Raw genomic sequence first — 21,679 nt, forward strand, 5'->3', positions numbered from 1 at the left:
AAATCAATACCCTAGTGCACACCGCCCGCCCCCGAGCGTGGACGCCATATGAGGCCTTCCGCATACGGTCGGCAACCCGACCCGCCTATCGCGCGATTTCGCGGGCGATCGGGTAGAGCAGGTGGTGGTCGTCGTAGAACGGGGTCCGCCGGTAGAACCAGGCCAGGCGCGCGTCCGGATCGCCGGCGAACTTGGGTTCGGCGGCCAGCTTGGCCTCGAACTCGGCCTTCAGCTTCGGATCGGCGGCCAGCATCTTCTCGGCCAGCGGCGCTATGGCGTAGGGCTCGATATATTCGACGCGGCTCAGCATCTCCGGGACCATGCCCCAAGCGAAGAAGCTCTCGCTGGACTGCGGCTCCAGCAGCAGAACGATCAGATCGCCCAGCGGCTGGTCGGTCGGCACGCGCACCGAACCCTTCGGGAAGACCCAGTCGCGCGTCTCGGTCGCGACCTTGTCGACGCTGATCTGGACGTGGCCCTCGTTGGCGCGCGGGGCGATCTTGGGCTCGACCAGGCGGATCATCTCGACCGGAATGGTCTTATCGGCGGTCAGGGTCTCCAGCGTCACGCCGTGCAGCTTGAGGCGCTCGATCAGGTCGGCGCGGTAGCTGGGGACGTAATAGGCGACCGGTCGCTTCAAGGTCAGGGTCGAATGTGAGCCGTAGAAGGGCGTCTTCCAGATCTCCGGATCCGGCTCGCCCAGCCAGCGCACTTCCTTCCGGCCGGAGGCAGGGCTGTCGTAGTACTCGTACTTAATGCCCTTGAATTCGCGCGTGTAGCTCGGCTTGTCGTCCGACATGAAATTGGCCGGGATCTGCGCCGGGCGCAGGGCGCTGTCGGCGGCGATGGCGGCGCGCAAGTCGCCGCCCTTGTCGGCCAGCAGCTTCAGCGCCGTCTCGATGAAGACATAGGTCCCGAGCACTCGCTGGGCGTGGGGCTTGAGGCTATGATTCTCGATCAGGATGGTCGGAACGTGGGCCGCCGCGCCCCAGCCGTTGGAGAARCGCTCGCCCAGGCCGCCGTCGTTGAAGCCGGCCTTGGGATCGTGCTCGTCGATGCCGAAGACGAGTTCGCCCGGGATGTGGCCCTCGGCTTCCAGGCCCTTGTTGATGACCGGCTTGAGCACGCCATCCAGCCACTTGGCGATGGCCGGCGAGCGGTTCCAGACCCCGTTCTCGCCGTTGAAGCCGTAGGTGACGTCGTACTGGTAGTCCATGCCGTCGGTCACATGGACGTCGACATAGAGGTCGGCCTTGTACTTGGCCTGCAGCCGCTTCAGCGCCTGCATCTCCGGCTGGTCCAGCTTCATGAAGTCGCGGTTGAGGTTCTGGTTGGTCGCCGTGTTGCGCCACCCCTGGATGCGCGGCCCCCGCTGGTTGGGGCGCGAATAGGCGCTGGCCCGTTCGTGGCCGTCGACCGACAGGATCGGGATCAGGACCAGGTTGACCTTGTCCAGCAGGCCATCCTTGCCGTGGAAGGCCATGTCGCGCAGCAGCATCATGCCCGCGTCCTTGCCGTCGATCTCGCCCGGATGGATGCCGCACTGGACCAGCAGCAGAGGCTTCTTGGGGTCGAGGCTGGGGCCGTCGTTGCTGGCGACCACCGCGAAAATCGCGCGGCCCTGGGGCGAGACGCCGAAGTCCTCGACGCGGATCAGCTTGCTGGCCTTGTCCAGCTTGTCGAACCAGGCGCGGGTGTCGGCGTAGGTCGGCGAGAAGTCGTGGTCGGCGTCCGCCTCGAACGGCGTCACCCAAGGATCGGACTTGTCGCGGAGCAGCGCCTGACTGGCGCCCTGCCAGTGCGGAGCGGGCGGTAGGAAGACTTCGTCCCACGGGGCCTTGGTCTGGGCCATGCTGTTACTCGCTGTCAGGACGGCGGCCAGAACCGCCAGGGTGAGGATCCGCATTCAAGGCTTCTTCCAGATCGGCTGACCGTCACCGGGCAGGCCCAGCCGCGCCCATTTCTCGCTGACGGCGTCGACGACGGCCTGGTCCATACGGATCTCCTGGCCCCATTCGCGCTTGGTCTCGGGCGGCCACTTGTCGGTGGCGTCGAGGCCGATCTTGGAGCCCAGGCCGCTCTCGGGGCTGGCGAAGTCCAGATAGTCGATCGGGGTGTGCTCGATCACCGTGATGTCCCGGGCGGGGTCCATCTTGGTGCTGATCGCCCACATCACGTCCTTCCAGTCACGGGCGTTGATGTCGTGGTCCACGACGATCACCCACTTGGTGTACATGAACTGGCGCAGGTAGCTCCAGACGCCCAGCATCACCCGCTTGGCGTGGCCGGGGTAGGCCTTCTTCATCGAGACCACGGCGATGCGGTAGCTGCAGCCCTCGGGCGGCAGCCAGAAGTCGACGATCTCGGGGAACTGCTGACGGAGGAGGGGAATGAACACCTCGTTCAGCGCCTCGCCCAGCACCGAGGGCTCGTCCGGCGGCCGGCCGGTGAAGGTGGTCAGGTAGATCGGGTCCTTGCGCATGGTGATCGCCGTCACCTGGAAGACCGGGAACTTTTCGACGCTGTTGTAGTAGCCGGTGTGGTCGCCGTACGGGCCCTCGTCGGCGTACTCGTCCAGCAGGACGTGGCCCTCGATGACGATCTCGGCGTGGGCGGGGACCATCAGCGGCACGGTCTTGGCCGGGACCAGGTCGACCTTGGCCCCGCGCAGCAGGCCGGCGAACTGGTATTCGGACAGGGTGTCGGGCACCGGCGTCACGGCGGCCAGGATGGTGCCGGGGTCCGCGCCGAGCACGGCGCAGGCGGGCAGGGGCTCCCGGTTCCCCGCCTTCTTGTGGCGGGCGTAATGCTGGGCCCCGCCGCGATGGGCCAGCCAGCGCATGATGCACTTGTCCTTGGACAGGACCTGCATCCGGTAGATGCCGAGGTTGAAGTCGTCCTCGCGGTCCTTGCCCGGCCCCTTGGTGACGACCAGCGGCCAGGTGATCAGCGGCGCCGGCTCGCCCGGCCAGCAGGTCTGGACCGGCAGCCTGGTCAGGTCGATCTGGTCGCCGGTCAGGACGACCTCCTGCACTGGGGCCTTCTTCACCGTCCCCGGCCGCATGGCCATGACCGTCTTGGCCAGGGGCAGCATGTCGAGGGCGTCCTTCAGGCCCTTGGGCGGCTGAGGCTGGCGCAGGAAGGCCAAGAGTTCGCCGACCTCGCGCAGCTCACCCGCCGTCTCGCGGGGTTCGCCGCCCAGGGTGACGCCCATGGCCACCCGCTTGACCGTACCGAACAGGTTGGCCAGGGCCGGCATCGAGGAGCGCGAGCCGTCGGGCAGCAGCACGTGCTCGAACAGCACCGCCGGCCCGCCGGTCGCCAGCAGCCGGGTCTGGATCTCGGTCATCTCCAGCACGCTGGAGACTGGCTCCTTGACCCGGACCAGCTCGCCCTTGGCCTCCAGGACATCGATGAACTCGCGGAGGGAACGGTAAGCCATGGGGACTCCTGGGAACGCGCGGAACCTAGACCGGGCGAGGGGAGAACTGAATCGGAAACTGTCATCCCGGCCGGAGCGAAGCGAAGGGCCGGGACCGCCGCAAGCTCAGCGCTTCCGGCGGTCCCGGATCGGCGCGCTGCGCGCTTGTCCGGGATGACAGATTTTAAGAGCTGACCGCCAGGTCATCCGCGTGGATCATCGGGCCTTCGGTGAAGCCCAGCTCGGCCTCGATGGCGTCGGAGCGCAGGCCGGCGATGCGGTGGGCGTCGGCGCTGTCGTAGCGGACCAGGCCGCGGGCGACCTCGCGGCCGGTCTCGTCGCGGACGCGAACGGCGTCGCCCTTGTCGAACGGGCCCTCGATCGCGCGCACCCCGGCGGCCAGCAGACTCTTGCCGGAGGCCAGGGCCTTGGCCGCGCCGGCGTCGATGGTCACCCAGCCCTGCGGGGCCAGCGAGCCGGCGATCCAGGCCTTGTAGGCGGCGGCGGGCGAGGCGCCGGCCTCGATCAGGGTGGCCTTCTCGCCGGCGGCGATGGCGGCGAGCGGGCGAGGGCGCGAGCCCAGGGTGATCAGGGTGGCGCAGCCGGCGGCGCGGGCGATGCGGGCGGCGGCGATCTTGGTGGCCATGCCGCCGGTGCCGACCCCGGCCGCGGCGTTGGCGCCCTCGGCCATGGCCGCGATCTCGGGTGTGATCTCCCCGACCAGCGGGATGTGCGCGGCGTTCGGATTCTTGCGTGGGTCGGCCGTGTAGAGGCCGTCGATGTCGGAGAGCAGCACCAGCAGGTCGGCGCCGGCCATCTGGGCCACGCGGGCGGCCAGGCGGTCGTTGTCGCCGTAGCGGATCTCCTCGGTGACCACCGTGTCGTTCTCGTTGACCACGGGGACCACGCCCAGGCCCATCAGGGTCTCGGTGGTGGCGCGGGCGTTCAGCCAGCGGCGGCGGGTCTCGGTGTCGTCGCGGGTCAGCAGGATCTGGGCGACGCCGATCCCGTGCGGCTCGAAGGCTTCCTCCCAGGCGTGCATCAGCAGGCTCTGGCCGGCGGCGGCGGCGGCCTGCTTCTCCGGCAGGGTGGTCTTGCGGCCGACCAGGCCCAGGCGACGCCTTCCCAGGGCGACCGCGCCGGACGAGACCACCACCACCTGCTTGCCGGCGGCGCGCAGGGCCGCGGCGTCGGCGCAGAACGCTTCCAGCCAGGCGCGGTTGGCCGCGCCCGTCTCGGCGTCGACCAGCAGGGCCGAGCCGACCTTGAAGACGATGCGACGGGCGCCCTCGAAAGCCGCCTGGGAGGCCAGGTTCACGGCGTCCAGCCCCCGGGGGTCTCGTCCACGTGGTCCTCGTCCTCCGCGATCTCTTCCTCGAGATCGCCGCGACGGATGCGCACCTGCCGGTAGGCGGCGCGCAGCAGCTCGGTGACGCCCTGGCCCGAGACGCCGGAGACCAGGCGCGGCTTGATCCCCGAGACCGCTTCCAGCTCGGCGATCTTCTCGGCGAGGGTCTCCTCGTCGAGGGCGTCGATCTTGTTCAGGGCGAGGATCTCGGCCTTGTCGGCCAGGTCCTCGCCATAGGCTTCCAGCTCACCCCGGATCGTCTCGTAGGCGCCGGCGACATCCTCTTGCGTGCCGTCGATCAGGTGAATCAGAGTCGCCGAGCGCTCGACGTGGCCCAGGAAGCGCGTGCCCAGGCCCGCGCCTTCCGACGCGCCCTCGATCAGGCCGGGGATGTCGGCCAGGACGAAGCGCTCGTCGGATGAGAGGTCGACCACGCCCAGGTTGGGGGTCAGGGTCGTGAACGGATAGTCGGCGATCTTGGGCTTGGCGGCGCTGGCGGCGGCCAGGAAGGTCGACTTGCCCGCATTGGGCAGGCCCACCAGGCCGACGTCGGCGATCAGCTTCAGCCGCAGCCAGATCCAGCGTTCCTCGCCCTCCTGACCGGGATTGGCGTATTTCGGGGCCTGGTTGACCGGGCCCTTGAAGTGCAGGTTGCCCCAGCCGCCATTGCCGCCCTTGGCCAGCAGCAGGCGCGCGCCGGCGTGATCGAGGTCGGCGATCAGGGTTTCCTTGTCCTCCTCGAGGATTTCGGTGCCGACCGGAACCTTCAGCAACACGTCCTCGCCCGCCGCCCCATGGCGAGCCCGGCCCATGCCGTGCACGCCCGTGCCGGCCTTGAAGTGCTGCTGGTAGCGGTAGTCGATCAGGGTGTTGAGGCCTTCGACGGCCTCGATCCACACGTCGCCGCCGCGACCGCCGTCGCCGCCGTCCGGGCCGCCGTACTCGATGTACTTCTCGCGGCGGAACGACACCGATCCGCCGCCGCCGTTACCGGAGCGGATGTAGATCTTGCATTGGTCCAAGAATTTCATGGCGCCCTTTTGTCCCAAGGCGTCCCGCGCGTCGAGCCCAAAGGCCCCCGGAACCTTGCGGAGCGGGCGGATCATCCGCCCCGCGAGGATCTGATTTCAAGATCACGAGCGCGCCACAGCTTGCTGTGGGAGCTGTGACGCTTGGTCACTGGGGACGCCGCGAAAAAGCGTGACCGAGGCTCGCGATCGTGACGAAGTGTTAAAACACATAGTGCGACAAAGTGTCTTGGCAGCAAAACCGCCATTTCTTCTATGGCGTAGCGGGAGGCTGACCTTGGCGATGGCAGAAGAAGGCAATGGGAATCTGGCGCAGGATCTGCGCGAGCTGTCGACGCAGGACCTACACCGCAAGTATAGCGCCGAGGCGTCCGCCCACCGCAACATCCTGATCAGCCGGGGCACGGGCGTCGCGCCGCAGTGGCGCGAGTTCAAGACCTTCCTGGCCGAGATCGGCGTCAAGCCGTCGGCCGAGCACAGCCTGGTGCTGGTGAACCGCTTCGAGCGCACCTACGGCCCCGGCCGCGCCCGGTGGATGACCCCCGAAGAGCAAGCCGCTCACGAAGCCGAATTCGACCGCCTGCGCGCCGAGAAGCAGCGCGAAGAACAGTTGATGATGCACAAGACGGCCGCCAGCAAGCGCGCCAGCACGCCGGGCGCGCCTTCGTTCGGCCAATGGACGCCGATGGCCGGCCGGCAGGTGCCCTATACCGACGTCGCCAAGAAGCTGGCCATCCCCGTGGTGGCCCTGTCCAAGGCCATGCCGGCCGGAACCAGCGCCGACGAGCTGGTCAAGCGTTCGGGCACGGCCAACGAGCTGATCAACGAGAACGCCACCTGGCTGCCGCCGGACCCGGTGCGCAAGCAGGGCTTCTTCGAGGCCTACCGCATCTGGCACCTGCAGGTGCAGCCGCAGTTCGCCCGCGCCGCCACCCCGACCTTCCTGTTCCTCTACATCGCCCTGCCGGTCATGAAGCAGTGCCGCGACGACCTGATGGATCTGGATCTGTGGAACCCGCTGGGCCAGCGGGCCATGGCCGCCCGTGACGGTCACGTCGCGTGGAAGAAGTACACGGAATTCATGCCGCGCGCCCAGGTGGCGCTGATGGAGATCCCGATCTACGCCACCTACTCGCTGCTCAGCGACCTGGACGCCCTGTGCGAGCGGATCACCACGGCCGAAAAGCGCTTCCGCGAAGGCCCGCAGAAGGTGATCCACACCCACCGCGCGGCTTAGGCCTTTAAAACTGTCATCCCGGACAAGCGCGAAGCGCGCCGATCCGGGACCGCCGGAAGCTCAGAGCCTGTGGCGGTCCCGGCTTTCGCCGGGGTGCGGCCGGGATGACAGCTTATCAAGCCAGCCACACCATCATCCGCGTCGCGGCCAGCGTTCCGCGCGCGATCGATGGCTTGTGCTCGACGACGCCGGTATAGAGGAAGCCGGCCTTGACCAGCACCCGGCCCGAGATGTCGTTGTCGTCGAAGTGTCCGGCCACGACGTAGCGCTTCTTCCAGGCGCTTCGGGTCCAGTCCAGCGCGCCCTTGGTCGCCTCCGTGGCGTAGCCCCGGCCCCAGTAGGGGCGGCCGATCCAATAGCCCATCTCGACTTCGCCGGCCGCGGTGGTGAACAGGCCGACGACGCCGATCAGCCCTTCGCCCGCCAGTTCGATGGCGAAGGCGTTGTCGCGCGAGCGGTCCTGGGTTTCGCAGCGCGCCAGGAAATCCTCGGCATGGCCGCGGGTGTAGGGCGAGGGCATGCGCGTGGTCATGCGCGCGACGTCGTGATCCGCGCAAAAGGCCGCCACGCGCTCGGCGTCGGCGAGGGTCGGAACGCGCAGCGTCAACCGCTGGGTCTCGATGACCGGTCTTTGTTCGATGACGCACATCGGCGCCTCCCAGAGTTCTTCCGGTCCTCTTTGCTTTGGGACCGTGACGCCGCCATGGCGAAGCTTTCGTTTTTCCAAGGCGGCGGGACAAAACAAAAGCGGGGAGCCCGGCGTTCCGGACTCCCCGCTAGAGATCGTCTGTCCGGATCGTCTTCTTTGTGAGAAGCACGACCCGAAGAAACTCTGGTTCGTGCTTACTCGGCCGGTTGAGCGGCCGGGGTCACCGTCACATAGGTGCGGTTTTGCTTCTTGGTCACGAAGCCCACCGCGCCTTGGACGAGCGCGAAGAGGGTGTGGTCCTTGCCGATGCCGACATTGGCGCCCGGATAGAACTTGGTGCCGCGTTGACGCACGAGAATGTTGCCGGCGAGAACCTTCTCGCCGCCGAACTTCTTCACGCCAAGGCGCTTCGATTCTGAGTCGCGACCGTTGCTGGACGAGCCGCCTGATTTCTTGTGAGCCATCTTGCTCTCCTACCTTTAGAAGGCGTCGCCCTTAGGCTTCGCCTTCCTCCGTGGTGGCGGCGGCCTTCTTAGGGGCGGCCTTCTTCTTCGGGGCGGCTTCGGCGGTCGCTTCGRCCTTCGGAGCCTTGGCGGCCTTCTTCGGAGCGGCCGGAGCAGCTTCCGAAGCGGTCGGGATCGTCGCCGGAACGGCGGCGTCGCCGAGGCCACGAGCGCGAGCGTTCAGGATGACCTTCGGGGTCAGGTCGATCGCGCCGTCCCACTTGGCTTCCAGGCCAGCGCCGACGACCGACGTGACGCGCACGACGGATTCGAACTGACGATGGCCGCGGGTGCGGCGATAGCCCTGGCGACGGATCTTCTTGAAGATCTTCACCTTCTCGCCCTTGCGGGTTTCGAGCAGGGTGCCGGAGACGACGGCGCCGTCCACGGTAGGGGCGCCGACCGTCACGGCCTCGCCTTCGCCAAGCATCAGGACTTCACCGAAGGCCACGGCAGCGCCGGGTTCACCTTCGAGCTTTTCGACCACCAGCAGGTCGCCGGCTTGAACCCGGTACTGCTTGCCGCCGGTTTTGATCACCGCGTACATAGGTTAGCGCCTTAAAAACGTGCGTTCGCAAAATAGGGAACGCCCGCTCGGAAACCCGGCGGGCGAAGAGGGCGCGACTTATACAGCGCAAAGGCTGAGAGTCAACGGCGTCGCGGCGGATTCCCGCACCGATCGCGGGCCAATGTGGCGAGGGTGCAATAAGCCTCTGGTGTGTTACTTTATAACACGCTATAGGCCATCCGGTGAACCCGACGCTTCTCGCCCCCATCGCCATTACCGGCTTTACGGTCGCCTTCCTGCACGCGGCCTTGCCGACGCACTGGCTGCCCTTCGTGCTGGTCGGGCGCGGCCAGCATTGGTCGGCGGGCAAGACCCTCGGCGTCACCTTCCTGGCCGGTCTGGGCCACGTGGCCTTCACCATCCTGCTGGGGCTCGTTCTCGTCGGCGCAGGCCTGGCCGTCGAACCGAAGATGGGCGACCTGTTCGGCTGGGTGGTCGGCGCCCTGATGATCGGCCTCGGGCTCTTCTATCTATGGCGCGGTCGCCACGACCACGGCGAGGCCGAGGTCCAGACCCGTCGCTACGCCTCGGATCGGGCGGCGATCATCGCCCTCGTCGTGCTGCTGACCCTATCGCCGTGCGAGGCCTTTCTGCCGATCTATCTGGCCGGGGTGAAGCATGGCTGGACCGGCTTCGCGGCGCTCAGCGCCGTGCTGATGGCCGCCACCGCGGGGGGCATGCTGCTGTTCACCACCCTGAGCCTGGCCGGCGTCAAGCGGCTGGGACTGGAGCGGATCGCCCGCTACGAGTCGACGATCCTGGGCGTCGCCTTGATCGCCATGGGCCTCGGCGTCGCGTTTCTGGAACTCTAGGGGAGTTCCGCTTCGGGTTCCGAGCGCCTAAATAGCGCCCATGACCCAAGACGCTCCCTCGGCCGCTTCCGCCGGCAAGATCCCCGTCACCGTGCTGACCGGCTATCTCGGCGCCGGCAAGACCACGCTGCTCAACCGCATCCTCACCGAGGAGCACGGCAAGCGCTACGCCGTGATCGTCAACGAGTTCGGCGAGGTCGGTATCGACAACGACCTGGTGGTCGGGGCCGACGAGGAAGTGTTCGAAATGAACAACGGCTGCGTCTGCTGCACCGTGCGCGGCGACCTGATCCGGGTGCTCCAGGGCCTGATGAAGAGGAAGGGCGGCTTCGACGCCATCATCGTCGAGACCACCGGCCTGGCCGATCCCGGCCCGGTGGCCCAGACCTTCTTTGTCGACGACGACGTCAAGGCCCGTACGGCCCTCGATTCGGTCACCGCCGTGGTCGACGCCAAGCACATCATGCTGCGGCTGGGCGACAGCAAGGAGGCGGTCGAGCAAATCGCCTTCGCCGACCAGATCGTCCTGAACAAGACCGACCTGGTCTCGGAAGACGACCTGCGCCACGTCGAGGCCCGCATCCGCCGGATCAACCCGCTGGCCCCGATCCACCGCGCCCAGCGCTCCAACGTTCCGCTGGACGCCATCCTGGGCAAGCACAGCTTCGATCTGGCGCGGATCACCGAGCTGGAGCCGCAGTTCCTCAACCCCGCCCACGGCGAGGCCGGCCACGTGCACGACGAGCACTGCGGCCACGATCACCACCATCACGGCCACGACCATGACCATGGGCACGTCCATGACGAGCACTGCGGACACGACCATGGGCACGACCATGGCCACGCCAGCGCCATCCATGACGACGGCGTGAAGGGGATCTCCCTGACCCTGGACAAGCCCGTCGACGGCCAGAAGATCACCGCCTGGCTCAACGACCTGCTGGCCAAGCGCGGTCCGGACATCCTGCGCGCCAAGGGCATCATCGACGTGAAGGGGGAGAACAAGCGTCTCGTCTTCCAGGCCGTGCACATGATCCTGGAAGGCGACTTCCAGCGCGAATGGACCGACAAGGACAAGCGCTACAGCCGCATGGTGTTCATCGGCCGCGACCTCGACGAGGCCGAGCTGCGCAAGGGCTTCGAGGCGACGGCGGCTTAGGTCGTTCCGGTCGGGTCCAGGTCGCTCAGGATCTGGGCCAGCAGGCGCGAGGACAGGCTCCGGGTCATCGGCAAGGTCGAAAACTGCGCGGCGGCGTCGTCGCGCAGGCCGCCAAGTTCGCGCTCCAGGAGCTTGACCGTTCCTTCGGGTCCCGACGCGCGCTCGGTTTGGTCGGCGGCCAGCTGATCGCGGATCTTCTGCTTTTCCTCCGGCGTGTGGATGTCAGGCTCCCGGTCGAACGCCTTCCGTAACCGCGCCTGGCTTTCGGCCGGCATCTCGTCGAAGAAGACAGGCTTGAGCGCGACGACGTTCAAGCCGCCAAGCCCAGTGACCTCGCTCGGGTCGAGCGCGCCGTCGCCGTTCGCGTCGCGGCTGGTGAACATCGGACCGGACACGTAGCCGGCGTCGAGGTTGGCCGCGCGGCGCAACGCCTTCTCGGCCTCCATCTCCTCGTTCGACAGCCTGCCGTCGCCATCGACGTCGGCCCGCTGGAACAGGGCCGCGACCGCGTCCCCGGGTTCGGACGCGGCCAAAAGCGCGCCGCCTCCCGGCGACAGAGCCGGGGCGGAGGCGATTTCCGCCCGGCCAATCTTGCCGTCCTGGTCGGCGTCCAGCGCCGCGAAGATCTTGGCGAAGGTGTCGGCGGACTGGGCCGGATCGGCCGCCTTCAACTCGTCCAGGCCGAGGCCCTGGCTTGAATCGGCGTCCAGGCGGTCAAATAGCTTCTGGCGCAGTTGCTGGGTAAGCGCGCCGCCGATCGTCGTCATCCGTTGGTCTCCGCCATCGAGGAATGGCGAGTGGGCATGCAAGAGTCACGCCACGGTTGAGCTTGGTCCAGACTCTGTTCCAGGCGCAAACAAAAAGCCCCGGAGCCTGGGCTCCGGGGCTTTCGTGTTCTTGGCTGTCGCCGAGGACGATCCTTAGTGGATGTCTTCGTTGATCAGGCCGACCTTGTACCAGCCCGCGGTCTGCAGCTGGTTCAGCACGCCCATGAAGTCGGCGTACAGCACGTCGGCGTCGGCGCGGATCATGACGCGCTGATCGTCCTTCGGGCCGGCCTGGCCGGTGGCTTCGAACTTGGCGTTCAGGTCGCCTTCCAGGTTGTCCAGGCTGCTCTGCTTGTCGGCGATGAAGATCGCGCCCGACTTCTGGATCGAGATGAAGACCGGTTCCTTCGGCTTCTCGTTCGTCAGATTCGGCACCGCCGGCGGCAGGTCGATCTTGATCGAGGTCACGGCCATCGGCACGGCGACCATGAAGATGATCAACAGCACCAACAGAATGTCCACGAAGGGCGTGACGTTGATTTCGGAATTCTGGCCCAGCGAATAACGGCCACCGCCGCCGCCAGCAAGTTTAGCCGCCATAGCCTGACTGTCTCCCAGAAGGTCGCGCCGCTCGGGACGCGCCTGAAATGTCGTTACCTAGCCACGTCTGGCGCAGACGGGCCCGGAAGTAAAGCCCGACGACGCATCGCGATGGCAACCCCTTTTCGAGTCTTTTTTGCCGAACGCCGTTCGAACGGGCGCCTTGTAGGGCTTGGCTTCGTGTGGGGCGCGAAACCGGCTCAGGGAGCGGGCTTTCTGAAAGAGTCTGGTCGTCCGGGGCCCGGCGCCTTATCTCGCGCGCATGATCTTTTCTTTCGACGCCTTCGTCACCGACGCCCTGTTCGACCGCTCCGGCCGCGCCGCCTTCGCCCTGGGCGACGGCACGGTGCGCCTGCAGACCGAGGACGGATTCGTCACCGTCGAGGCCCACGGCGGACCGATGGGCGGCGCTGTCCTGGCCGCCGCTATCCATCCCAGCGGCGTCGGGATCGTCACCGGCGGCGATGATGGCCGGGTGGTCTGGAGCCGAATCGAGGGCAGCGAAGTCGTCGCCACTCTGATCGCCGAGCTGAAGGGCAAGTGGATCGAGCACGTGGCCGCCAGCGCCGCCTCGGGCCTGATCGCCTTCACCGCCGGCAAGGAGGTCCATGTCCGCGACGCCGCCGACCCGGCCTTCGCCCGGACCTTCACCCACGAGAAGACGGTTTCGGGCCTGGCCTTCGAACCCAAGGGCCGTCGCCTGGCCTCGGCCACCTATGGCGGCGCCCAGCTGTGGTACGCGCGGATCGCCGACCAGAAGCCGACCCCGCTGAAATGGGCCGGCAGCCACATCGCCGTGGCCTTCAGTCCCGACGGCAAGTTCCTGATCTCGTCGATGCAGGAAAACCAGCTGCACGGCTGGCGGCTGTCGGACAGCAAGGACATGCGGATGGGCGGCTATCCGTCCAAGATCAAGAGCGTGGCCTTCTTCGACAAGGGCAACCTGCTGGTCACGGCCGGCGCCAACGGCGCGGTCGTCTGGCCGTTCGCCGGCGCCAACGGTCCGATGGGCAAGGAAGCGGCCGAGATCGGCTTCTCCCGCGATTCGATGGTCGTGCGGGTGGCCGGCGTCGACGCCCAGCCGGTCTGCATCGCCGGCCAGGACAACGGCAAGATCTGGGCCGCCCATATGCGCAACGGCCGCATCGAGACGCTGAAGGCCGAGAAGGGCGCCCCGATCAGCGCCCTGACCACCAGCGCCGACGGCAAGCGCCTGGCCTGGGGCGACGAGAGCGGCGAGGCCGGCGTTCTGGAGATCCCGGACCTCAGCGGGCCTCGCGAGTTCGTGGGCTAATTCTGATCCGACCTCCCCGGCGAAAGCCGGGGCCCAGCGGGAGGAGCACTTGGCGCATCCATTGGGCGCGGCGCCTCTCCAATCAGCCCCAGCGCTATGGGATCTGGGCCCCGGCTTTCGCCGGGGAGGTCGGATGACACAGGACGCTCAGAACCCCTTCAACTCCCCCCACGCCTCGAACGGATCGCGGCGCGAGCGCCAGCTGTTCACCGGGGCGGCGTCGTCGCGGTAGCCCAGGGCCATGCCCGAGAACAGCATGTGGCCCTCGGGCAGGCCGACATGGTCGTGGACCACCTGGTTGTAATGCGACCAGAACTCCTGCGGGCAGGTGTCCAGACCGCGCTCGACAGCCAGCAGCATGAAGGTCTGCATGAACATGCCGACGTCGCTCCACTGCGGCGGGCCGCAGCGGCGGTCGATCGAGAAGAACAGCTGCGCCGGCGCGCCGAAGCCCTGACCGTTGGTCGCGAACCATTGCAGCCGGGCCAGCTTGTCCTCGCGCGGGATGCCCAGCGAGGCGTACATGTCCTCGCCGACCTGGAACCGGCGGCTGCGCAGCGGCTCCCACAGGTTGGGCGGATAGACCGCGTATTCGGCCGGATCAGGCGAAGCCACCCGTTGCAGCATGGCCGCCTTCAGCGCCTTCAGAGGCTCGCCGGCCACCGCCTGGACCCGCCAGGGCTGGAGATTGCCGCCAGAGGGCGCGCGAGCGGCGGCTTCCAGCAGTTCGCGCACCAGGGCGCCATCCACCGGGTCAGGCTTGAAGGCGCGCACCGACATGCGGCGGTTGACGGCGTCGATCACGTCCATCGCAGGCTCCCTTGACCCTACGCCTCTATCCCGCGAGACAGCGGCTTCGGCTCTGGTTAGCATCCGTCCGCTGCGTCAAGACAAGTGGACTTTGGGGGGCGTTTCGTGCGGCGGCTTCTGCGTAACATCGCGTTGGCTCTTTTCATCGTGCTGGTGGCGGGGCCCGTGGTCACCGTCATCCTCTACCGCTTCATCCCGCCGCCCGTGACGCCGCTGATGGTGATCCGCGCCGTGGAGGGGAGGGGCCTGGACCATCGCTGGAAGCCGATCGACAAGGTCGCCCCGGCCCTGCCGCGCGCCCTGATCGCGGCCGAGGACGCCAAGTTCTGCGACCATCGCGGCTTCGACTTCGACGCCCTGCAGAAGGCCTATGCCAACAACGAGTCGGGCCGGAAGATCCGCGGCGGCTCCACGATCAGCCAGCAGACTGCCAAGAACGTTTTCCTGTGGCCGGGCCGCTCGTACGTTCGCAAGGGGCTGGAGGCCTGGTTCACCGTCCTGATCGAGACCTTCTGGGGCAAGAAGCGGATCATGGAGGTCTATCTGAACTCCATCGAGTACGGCTCGGGCATCTATGGCGCCGAGGCGGCCGCCCAGCGCTATTTCGGGGTTGGCGCCGACCGGTTGAGCCAGGCCCAGGCCGCGCGCCTGGCGGCGATCCTGCCCAGTCCGCTGAAGTGGAAGGTGGTCAAGCCGGGCCGCTACGTGGCCAAGCGCAGCAAGAAGATCGGCAAGGCCTCGGGCGCGGTGCGTCGCGGCGGCCTGGCCGAGTGCGTCAGCTAGAACCTAGCCGGAGAGGGAAGATCATGCGCGTCGCGCCCGGACCCACGCTCGAGACCGAACGCCTGATCCTGCGTCCGCCCGCCGACGTCGACTTGGACGGCTGGGCTGAGATGATGGCTGACCCCGTGGCCGCCCGCTTCATCGGCGGGCAGCAACCCCGGGCGACGGCCTGGCGGTTCATGGCGACCATGGCCGGATCGTGGGCGTTGAACGGCTTCGGCATGTTCTCGGTGATCGAGAAATCGAGCGGCCGTTGGCTCGGTCGCATCGGTCCATGGCGGCCCGAGGACTGGCCGGGAACCGAGGTTGGCTGGGGCCTGCACCCGTCGGCCTGGGGCCAGGGCTACGCCGTCGAGGCGGCGGAAGCGGCGATCGACTGGGTCTTCGACCACCTGGGCTGGACCGAGGTGGTCCACTGCATCGATCCCGACAACACCCCCTCGATCAAGGTCGCCCAACGCTTGGGATCGACCAATGGCGGCCGGGGCAAGTTGCCACCGCCGTTCGAGGTGACCGTCGTCGACCTTTGGGGACAGACCGCGGCGCAATGGCGGGCCCGTCGCTAGACGGTCCGCCTTCGTCGAAATCCGCGCGTCGGCGCAATATTCCCCGGGTTCTGATCTCGGACGTGGCTAAGCCTTGGCCGCCTGGTCGAGAAAGGAAGCTGTCATGGACCCGTCCGCGCGTCCGCGCCCCGAGTCGAACCTCGGCCTGACCGCTCGGATCGTCAGCGCCTACGTCGTCGCCAATCCCCTGGAGCGCGCCGATCTGCCGGAATTGATCCGGGCGGTAGGGCATGTGCTGGACAGCGCCGCGCACCAGGCCGATGCGCCCGCCATCGAKCCGCCCAAGCCGACGCCGGCGCAGATCCGCCGCAGCGTCCGGCCGGATTCGCTGGTCAGCTTCCTGGACGGGCGGGCCTACAAGACCCTCAAACGCCATCTTCATCGGCACGGCCTGACCGAAACGGACTACCGCGCCCGCTTCGGCCTGCCCGACGATTATCCGATGACCGCGCTGGACTATCGCGCCCGGCGCAGCGCCATGGCCAAGGCCTCGGGCCTCGGCCATGCGCGGCAGGGCCAGTCCTAGCCCCGCATGCCGAGGAAGGCGAAGAAGCCGCCCTGTGGGTCCTTGGCGTTGACCACGAAAGCGCCGCCGGGCACCTCGGCCGGACCTATCAGGATCTCGCCGCCATTGGCCTTCACCCGCTCGATCGCCGAGTCGACGCCATCGACGCCGAAATAGTAGAGCCAGTAGGGGCCGGGCGCGGGCTGGTAGTTGCTGAACATGCCGCCGAACGCCGCCTCTTTCGCGCCGAAGGTCTGGTAGACGCCCATTTCGCCCATCGGCACGGTGTCGTGCTTCACCCAGCCGAACAGGCCCGAATAGAAGTCGAAAGCCTTCTCCCAGTCAGCCGCGTGTAGCTCCGACCAGCCCAGCGAGCCGGGGGACATCGGCGCGGGGCGCGGCGGGGCCTGATCTAGCGAGCCTTTGAACAGGACGAACATCGCGCCTTGCGGATCGGCGACCACGGCGAAGCGGCCGACGTCCGGGATGTCCTGCGGGGCCTTGTGGATCACACCGCCGGCGGCCTCGACCTTGCCGGCATAGGCGTCGACATCATCGACCCCGACATAACCCAGCCAGCCCGGCGGCACCCCGTGCATCTCCAGCATGCCGCCGACCGGGATCTCGCCCAAACTCCCGTTGGCGGCCTTGAAGATCGTGTACGGGCCGGCGGGTCCGGACGACATCTCCGAGCTCCAGCCAATCACTGTTTTATAGAAGTCGCCGGCCGCCTTGGTGTCGGTGGTGACGAGCTCGAACCAGACGAAGTCGTTGGCCATGGGGGCCTCCTCAAGACGGGTAGGGGTTTTGGGCGCGAGATTGAACGCGGGCGCGGGCAGTGTCTCGACGAATGCGCTCCAGGATCTGATCATGCTGACAGGTTCAGGCGGCGGCCCCGCCACAGCAGGCGGGCTTGGCGGCGTCCTCGTACTCGTCGTGGCGGCGCACGAAGCCCATGCCGACTTGCTCATTGCGGCCCAGCGGCGCGCGGTCGAGGATCATCAGCGTGCCGAGCAGCTCCTCGGCCCCTCGGGCGTAGGTGGAATAGGTGTGGAACACCTGGCCGTCCGCGTCGCGATAGAAGGCCGATAGCCCCGGCAGCTCGTCATTGCCCTGCGACGCAGGCAGGTCGGTGAAGTTGTAGGCGATCGTCTCGCCGGCCAGGTCCTCGGGCGAGAACGAGACGTGGAAGTCGCGGTTGAAGTCGCTCTCGAACGCCGACACCCACGGAAAGCGCCAGCCCATGCGCCGCTTGTAGGCTTCGATCTTCGCCAGCGGCGCGCGCGAGACGGCGACCAGGGTGACGTCGTGGTGGTTCAGGTGCGGCAGGGTTCCGTCCAGGTGGTCGGCCATGAACGAGCAGCCGGGGCACCCCGCGTCCCAGTCTGGTCCCAGCATGAAGTGATAGACCATCAGCTGGCTTCGGCCGTCGAACAGCTCGGTCAGGGTCTTCTTCCCGGCCGGGGTGTCGAAGACGTAGTCCTTGTCCAGCTTCACCCAGGGCAGGGCCATGCGCTCGACGTTGAGGGCGTCGCGGGCCCGGGTGTGAGCCTTTTCCTTGACCAGCAGCGCCCGGCGCGCCCCCAGCCAGTCTTCGCGGGAAACCACGGCGTGCGACATCACGTCCTCCGTAAGCTGAGCAAGTTCGCCTTGACTTATTACGTTGATATCAACATAAATCGATCATGTCAAAGCCGGTCGTGATTCCTTTCGAGACGACGCTGCATGTCCGCGACACGTGCCTGTGCCTGCACGTCCAGCGCGCCGCCCGGGCCCTGGCCCGCCGCTTCGACGAAGCCCTGCGGCCGGTGGGCCTGACCAACGGCCAGTTCTCGCTGTTGATGTCGCTGAACCGGCCTCAGCCCGCCGGGCTGGGCGGCGTCGCCACCCTGCTGGCCATGGACCGCACAACCCTGACGGCGGCCCTGAAGCCGCTGGAGCGACGCGGCCTGCTGACCATCGCGCCGGACCCCAAGGACGGCCGCGCCCGGGTGCTGAGCTTGACCTCGGGCGGCCGCGCCGTCCTGGCCCAGGCCCTGCCGATCTGGACGCGGGAGCATGGCAAGCTGGACGAGGAGCTGGGCGGCGGGAGTGAAGCGCTGCGGGCGAGTCTGAAGGCGATCGCCTAACCAAAACATGTCATCCCGGACGGCCGAAGGCCGATCCGGGACCGCCGGAAGCTCCGAGCTCTCCGCGGTCCCGGCCCTCCGCTGCGCTACGGCGGGGATGACAGGCGGGGTCAATCCACCGCCAGGATCACGTCCGCCGCTGCGATCCGCGCCTCGACCTTCGCGCCGATCGGCAGCGCCCACCCCGCGTCGCCGGGCTTCAGAGTCGCCACCAGGCTCTTGCCGACCGGCAGCGCGATCGTGAGCTCGGCCGAGGCTTCGCCGGCCTCGCGATCGACGATCTCGCCGAGCAGGCGGTTGTCGCCTTCGTCCCCGGGAGCGTTGAGCCGTACGAAACTGGACTTGATCAGGGCGATGACCGGGCGGCCGGGCGATAGGCTCAGGTCCTCGACGCTGCGACGGGTGATCGAGGCGCGTAACGATAGGCCCTCGCCCAGCGCCAGGGTCACCAGGGCGGTGACGCCGTCTCCGCCGATGCTCGAGATCACGCCGCGCAGTGCGTTGCGGGCGCTGGTGCGCAGGCCCAGGCTCCAGAGCAGGTCGGCGTCGCCGGAGAGGTCGGCTTCCAACCGCGCGAAGGCCGCCCCGACCTCGCGCTCGGCGGCGCGGAAGGCGCGGATGACGGCTTGGCCGCGTGGGGTGACGTGGGCCGCCCCGCCGCTCTTGCCGCCCGGCGCAGCGCTGACCAGGGGCGTGTCGAACAGGTTGTTCAGCGCCTGCACGCCGTCCCAGGCGCCCTTGTACGAGAGCCCGACGTCCTTGGCGGCGGCGCTGATCGCGCCCCGGCGCGCGACAGCCTCCAGCAGGGCGATGCGCTCCAGGCCGACGCGGGCCAGGGCGCCGCGCTTGAGGATCAGGGAGGCGCTGAAGTCGGCGTCTTCACTCACTGGTCGAGCCTCGATTTCATCGTTATGTAGTTTAACTACATAACCGCAATGCGGTACCAGGATTTACCAGATGCTCGCTCGTCGTCCGATGCTGATCGCCGCCTTGTCGAGCGCTCTATCGCTGAGCTGGGGCGGTGCGGCCCTGGCCGGCGAAACCAGGGTCGCGGTCGCTGCCAACTTCACCGAGGCGGCCCGCGAAATCGCCGCCAGGTTCAAAGTCAGGACCGGTCACGAGGCGACCCTGAGCTTCGGTTCGTCGGGCCAGTTCTACACCCAGATCGCCAACGGCGCGCCGTACGAGGTGTTCCTGTCGGCCGATGTCGAGCGGCCCCAAAAGGTCGAGGCCGAGGGCTTGGCTGTCCCCGGTTCGCGCTTCACCTACGCCACCGGCCGCCTGGTGCTGTGGAGCAAGGCACCGGGCTTGGTCGACGGCAAAGGCGCTGTGCTGGCCAAGGGCAAGTTCGAGAAGCTGGCGATCGCCGATCCGAAGGGCGCGCCCTATGGCCAGGCGGCGGTCGAGACTCTGACCCGACTGAAGTTGTACGACGCCTTGAAGCCGAAGATCGTCACCGGCGCCTCGATCACCCAGGCCTATCAGTACGTCCAGACCGGCGCGGCCGAGCTGGGCTTCGTGGCCCTGTCGCAGGTCGTGGGCGAGAAGGGCGGTTCGCGCTGGATCGTGCCCGCCAGCGACCATAGCCCGATCGACCAGCAGGCGGTGCTGCTGAAGACCGGCGCGAACAGCGCGGCGGCCAAGGCTTTCCTGAAGTTCCTGAAAGGCGGTGAGGCCAAGGCGATCATCAGGCGCTACGGCTACGAGGTTCGTTGAGCATGGTCGAGGTGCTGTGGCTGACGGGCAAGCTGGCGGGGATCACCACGGTCCTGCTGCTAGTCCTGGCCACGCCGCTGTCGTGGTGGTTGGCGCGCGGTCGTTCGAGCCTGCGCACGCCGGTCACCGCGCTCGTGGCTCTGCCGATCGTGCTGCCGCCGACGGTGTTGGGCTTCTACCTGTTGATTGCGCTCGGGCCCAAGAGCCCGCTGATGGTCCTGCTGCATCCGTTCGGGGTCCGGACCCTGGCCTTCACCTTCGAGGGGCTGGTGATCGGCTCGCTGATCTATTCGCTGCCGTTCGCCGTGCAGCCGCTGCGCAACGCGTTCCTGGCCATCGGCGACGAGCCGCTCGAGGCCGCCTCGACGCTCGGCGCTTCGTCATGGGCGTCATTTTGGCGCGTGGCCCTGCCGCTGTCCCTGCCGGGCTATGTCGCCGCCGCCATCCTGACCTTCGCCCACACGGTCGGGGAGTTCGGAGTGGTGATGATGCTGGGCGGCAATATCCCGGGCGAGACCGCGGTGCTGTCGACCGAGATCTACCGCCTGGTCGAGGGGCTGGAGTGGGGTCAGGCCCACCGCCTGTCGCTGCTGCTGCTGGCTTTCGCCTTCGCGGTGTTGCTGGTCTTGCTGGGGATCGAGCGCCGCGCGGGGGTGCTGGAGCGGCGGGGATAGGGCCGATCTCTTCCACCCAACCTGTCATCCCGGCCGCAGCGTAGCGGAGAGCCGGGACCGTCGAAAACGCCGGCGCTTGCCGCGATCCCGGCTCGGCGCGCTGCGCGCTTGGCCGGGATGACAGTTTTTAAGGTCAGCAGCCGCCGTCCAGGTGGAACCGGATCAGCGCTCGAGCCGAGCGGGCTACGGCGCGGATAGGGCCCTCGGCGCCCAGGGTGACCCGGGCTCCCGAGGCGCCTTCCATCAGCAGCATCAGGGCGTCGGCCAGGTCTTCGTCCTTGGCGCCGGCGCGGTGGGTCAGGTCCTTGAGCCGTCGGTACAGCTCCTTCTTGTAGTTGACCGACACCACCTGGGCCGGATGGCTCTCTTCGTGCAGCTCGATGGCGGCGTTCGACAGCGGGCAGCCGTGGACGTCCTTGTCGCAGGCCTTGGTCTCGAAGGCGTCGAAGATCGCCTCCAGCTGGGCGCGCGGATCGGTGCAGCAGCAGGCCGTCACCTCTTCCCACCAGGCCCAGTATTCCCGCTCCTGTTCGCGCAGCACCTCGGCGACCAGCTCGTCCTTGGACGGGAAGTTCCGATACAGCGTCATCTTGGTGGCGTCGGCCTCGGACGCGATGGTGTCGACGCCGACCGCGCGGATGCCGTGCTGATAGAACAGCTCGCGGGCGGTCTCGAAGATCCGGTCCCGCGCGGGGCGCTTGGACGCGGGTGCGCACACCGCCGCTTCCGTGTCGCCCCCGACAGCGTCCCCAGAATTTCTTGTCGCCATTTTGGCAGTGCTCTCCTTGACGTGGGAGTTACCGGTCAGTATCTCTCCGCCATGGATGATACCGAACGGTCTCTCACATCCTAGATCGTTCTTCTGGTCGCCGAGGTCAAGTAACAGCCCCTGCGACATTTAAACCCCTTAAACCCCAAAAACGGAGCGCGCGCCAATGCCCCCTCAAGCGAACGACATCGCCGAAGCCGCCGGCGCCAACTCCCATAAGGGTTTGCTGAGCTTCATAAAATCTCGCGTCGGCTCCAACCGGCGCTGGATCGGCCAATCCCCCCATTGGCCAACCGTCCGCGCCCTGGGCCAGACCTGGTCCGCCGGCGCCCAGCGGTCCG

Annotated in this window: 24 protein-coding genes; 10 read left to right on the forward strand and 14 right to left on the reverse strand. The window is 67.7% G+C overall.

Going from position 1 to position 21,679, the window contains the following annotated elements; translation table 11 throughout:
- Nucleotides 1-85: 85 nt before the first annotated feature.
- The 4 genes from AC1DSO_RS01290 to obgE form a co-directional block, all read right to left on the reverse strand.
- Nucleotides 86-1,900, reverse strand: coding sequence for a M14 family metallopeptidase (locus tag AC1DSO_RS01290; protein ID WP_477067201.1), 1,815 nt, complete (start codon nt 1,898-1,900; stop codon nt 86-88).
- Between the two features lie 6 nt (nt 1,901-1,906).
- Nucleotides 1,907-3,442: a UbiD family decarboxylase gene (locus AC1DSO_RS01295; RefSeq protein ID WP_477067104.1), complete on the reverse strand. Its 1,536-nt coding sequence runs from the start codon at nt 3,440-3,442 to the stop codon at nt 1,907-1,909.
- Between the two features lie 163 nt (nt 3,443-3,605).
- Nucleotides 3,606-4,739, reverse strand: coding sequence for a glutamate 5-kinase (proB, locus tag AC1DSO_RS01300; protein ID WP_477067105.1), 1,134 nt, complete (start codon nt 4,737-4,739; stop codon nt 3,606-3,608).
- Entirely contained in the window at nt 4,736-5,800 is a 1,065-nt protein-coding gene (obgE, locus tag AC1DSO_RS01305) for a GTPase ObgE (RefSeq protein ID WP_477067106.1), read from the reverse strand. The genes proB and obgE overlap by 4 nt, the downstream gene beginning before the upstream one ends.
- Nucleotides 5,801-6,080: 280 nt before the next feature.
- Between obgE and AC1DSO_RS01310 the strand changes: the two genes are divergently transcribed.
- On the forward strand, nt 6,081-7,034 hold the full coding sequence (locus AC1DSO_RS01310; protein WP_477067202.1) for a hypothetical protein: 954 nt from the start codon (nt 6,081-6,083) through the stop codon (nt 7,032-7,034).
- Between the two features lie 115 nt (nt 7,035-7,149).
- Here the strand turns inward: AC1DSO_RS01310 and AC1DSO_RS01315 are convergent, their stop codons facing one another.
- From AC1DSO_RS01315 to rplU, 3 genes are all read right to left on the reverse strand, one after another.
- Nucleotides 7,150-7,683: a GNAT family N-acetyltransferase gene (locus AC1DSO_RS01315; RefSeq protein WP_477067107.1), complete on the reverse strand. Its 534-nt coding sequence runs from the start codon at nt 7,681-7,683 to the stop codon at nt 7,150-7,152.
- 194 nt (nt 7,684-7,877) lie between these two features.
- Entirely contained in the window at nt 7,878-8,147 is a 270-nt protein-coding gene (gene rpmA / locus AC1DSO_RS01320) for a 50S ribosomal protein L27 (protein WP_047406501.1), read from the reverse strand.
- A gap of 31 nt (nt 8,148-8,178) precedes the next feature.
- Entirely contained in the window at nt 8,179-8,733 is a 555-nt protein-coding gene (rplU, locus tag AC1DSO_RS01325) for a 50S ribosomal protein L21 (RefSeq protein WP_477067108.1), read from the reverse strand.
- Between the two features lie 203 nt (nt 8,734-8,936).
- Here rplU and AC1DSO_RS01330 point away from each other — a divergent pair, with 203 nt between their 5' ends.
- A complete protein-coding gene (locus AC1DSO_RS01330; RefSeq protein ID WP_477067109.1) occupies nt 8,937-9,566 on the forward strand; it encodes a hypothetical protein in 630 nt (209 codons plus the stop codon).
- Between the two features lie 40 nt (nt 9,567-9,606).
- Nucleotides 9,607-10,725 (forward strand): CobW family GTP-binding protein, encoded by a 1,119-nt coding sequence (locus tag AC1DSO_RS01335; protein WP_477067110.1) that lies wholly within the window; start codon nt 9,607-9,609, stop codon nt 10,723-10,725.
- On the opposite strand, the gene AC1DSO_RS01340 is transcribed toward AC1DSO_RS01335, so the two are convergent.
- Nucleotides 10,722-11,492, reverse strand: coding sequence for an EF-hand domain-containing protein (locus tag AC1DSO_RS01340; protein ID WP_477067111.1), 771 nt, complete (start codon nt 11,490-11,492; stop codon nt 10,722-10,724). The two genes, AC1DSO_RS01335 and AC1DSO_RS01340, sit on opposite strands and share 4 nt — an antisense overlap.
- A gap of 153 nt (nt 11,493-11,645) precedes the next feature.
- Nucleotides 11,646-12,092, reverse strand: coding sequence for a biopolymer transporter ExbD (locus AC1DSO_RS01345; protein ID WP_477067112.1), 447 nt, complete (start codon nt 12,090-12,092; stop codon nt 11,646-11,648).
- A 262-nt stretch (nt 12,093-12,354) separates the two neighbouring features.
- Between AC1DSO_RS01345 and AC1DSO_RS01350 the strand changes: the two genes are divergently transcribed.
- Entirely contained in the window at nt 12,355-13,386 is a 1,032-nt protein-coding gene (locus AC1DSO_RS01350; RefSeq protein ID WP_477067113.1) for a WD40 repeat domain-containing protein, read from the forward strand.
- Nucleotides 13,387-13,533: 147 nt separating this feature from the next.
- Here AC1DSO_RS01350 and AC1DSO_RS01355 read toward each other — a convergent pair whose 3' ends face one another.
- Nucleotides 13,534-14,196, reverse strand: coding sequence for a nitroreductase (locus AC1DSO_RS01355; RefSeq protein ID WP_477067114.1), 663 nt, complete (start codon nt 14,194-14,196; stop codon nt 13,534-13,536).
- An 84-nt stretch (nt 14,197-14,280) separates the two neighbouring features.
- Between AC1DSO_RS01355 and mtgA the strand changes: the two genes are divergently transcribed.
- The 3 genes from mtgA (at nt 14,281) to AC1DSO_RS01370 (ending at nt 16,071) form a co-directional block, all read left to right on the forward strand.
- A complete protein-coding gene (mtgA, locus tag AC1DSO_RS01360) occupies nt 14,281-14,979 on the forward strand; it encodes a monofunctional biosynthetic peptidoglycan transglycosylase (protein ID WP_477067115.1) in 699 nt (232 codons plus the stop codon).
- Between the two features lie 23 nt (nt 14,980-15,002).
- Nucleotides 15,003-15,545 (forward strand): GNAT family N-acetyltransferase, encoded by a 543-nt coding sequence (locus AC1DSO_RS01365; protein ID WP_477067116.1) that lies wholly within the window; start codon nt 15,003-15,005, stop codon nt 15,543-15,545.
- A gap of 103 nt (nt 15,546-15,648) precedes the next feature.
- Nucleotides 15,649-16,071: a Ros/MucR family transcriptional regulator gene (locus tag AC1DSO_RS01370; RefSeq protein ID WP_477067117.1), complete on the forward strand. Its 423-nt coding sequence runs from the start codon at nt 15,649-15,651 to the stop codon at nt 16,069-16,071.
- Here AC1DSO_RS01370 and AC1DSO_RS01375 read toward each other — a convergent pair.
- Complete coding sequence (locus AC1DSO_RS01375) at nt 16,068-16,829, reverse strand: VOC family protein (RefSeq protein WP_477067118.1); 762 nt, start codon at nt 16,827-16,829, stop codon at nt 16,068-16,070. The two genes, AC1DSO_RS01370 and AC1DSO_RS01375, sit on opposite strands and share 4 nt — an antisense overlap.
- Before the next feature lie 103 nt (nt 16,830-16,932).
- On the reverse strand, nt 16,933-17,670 hold the full coding sequence (locus AC1DSO_RS01380; RefSeq protein ID WP_477067119.1) for a DUF899 domain-containing protein: 738 nt from the start codon (nt 17,668-17,670) through the stop codon (nt 16,933-16,935).
- Between the two features lie 80 nt (nt 17,671-17,750).
- Here AC1DSO_RS01380 and AC1DSO_RS01385 point away from each other — a divergent pair, with 80 nt between their 5' ends.
- Nucleotides 17,751-18,179, forward strand: a complete 429-nt coding sequence (locus tag AC1DSO_RS01385; RefSeq protein ID WP_477067120.1) for a MarR family winged helix-turn-helix transcriptional regulator — start codon at nt 17,751-17,753, stop codon at nt 18,177-18,179.
- A gap of 110 nt (nt 18,180-18,289) precedes the next feature.
- Here AC1DSO_RS01385 and AC1DSO_RS01390 read toward each other — a convergent pair whose 3' ends face one another.
- Complete coding sequence (locus AC1DSO_RS01390) at nt 18,290-19,066, reverse strand: TOBE domain-containing protein (protein ID WP_477067121.1); 777 nt, start codon at nt 19,064-19,066, stop codon at nt 18,290-18,292.
- 70 nt (nt 19,067-19,136) lie between these two features.
- Here AC1DSO_RS01390 and modA point away from each other — a divergent pair, with 70 nt between their 5' ends.
- Together modA and modB are read left to right on the forward strand one after the other, a co-directional pair.
- Nucleotides 19,137-19,895 carry a molybdate ABC transporter substrate-binding protein gene (gene modA / locus AC1DSO_RS01395; protein WP_477067122.1) on the forward strand — a complete coding sequence of 253 codons (759 nt, stop codon included), beginning with the start codon at nt 19,137-19,139 and terminating at the stop codon, nt 19,893-19,895.
- Between the two features lie 2 nt (nt 19,896-19,897).
- Nucleotides 19,898-20,569 carry a molybdate ABC transporter permease subunit gene (modB, locus tag AC1DSO_RS01400; RefSeq protein ID WP_477067203.1) on the forward strand — a complete coding sequence of 224 codons (672 nt, stop codon included), beginning with the start codon at nt 19,898-19,900 and terminating at the stop codon, nt 20,567-20,569.
- A gap of 133 nt (nt 20,570-20,702) precedes the next feature.
- Here modB and AC1DSO_RS01405 read toward each other — a convergent pair whose 3' ends face one another.
- On the reverse strand, nt 20,703-21,338 hold the full coding sequence (locus tag AC1DSO_RS01405) for a TetR/AcrR family transcriptional regulator (RefSeq protein ID WP_477067123.1): 636 nt from the start codon (nt 21,336-21,338) through the stop codon (nt 20,703-20,705).
- Between the last annotated feature and the right edge of the window lie 341 nt (nt 21,339-21,679).

The sequence above is a fragment of the Caulobacter sp. P4_E5 genome (assembly GCF_056401555.1).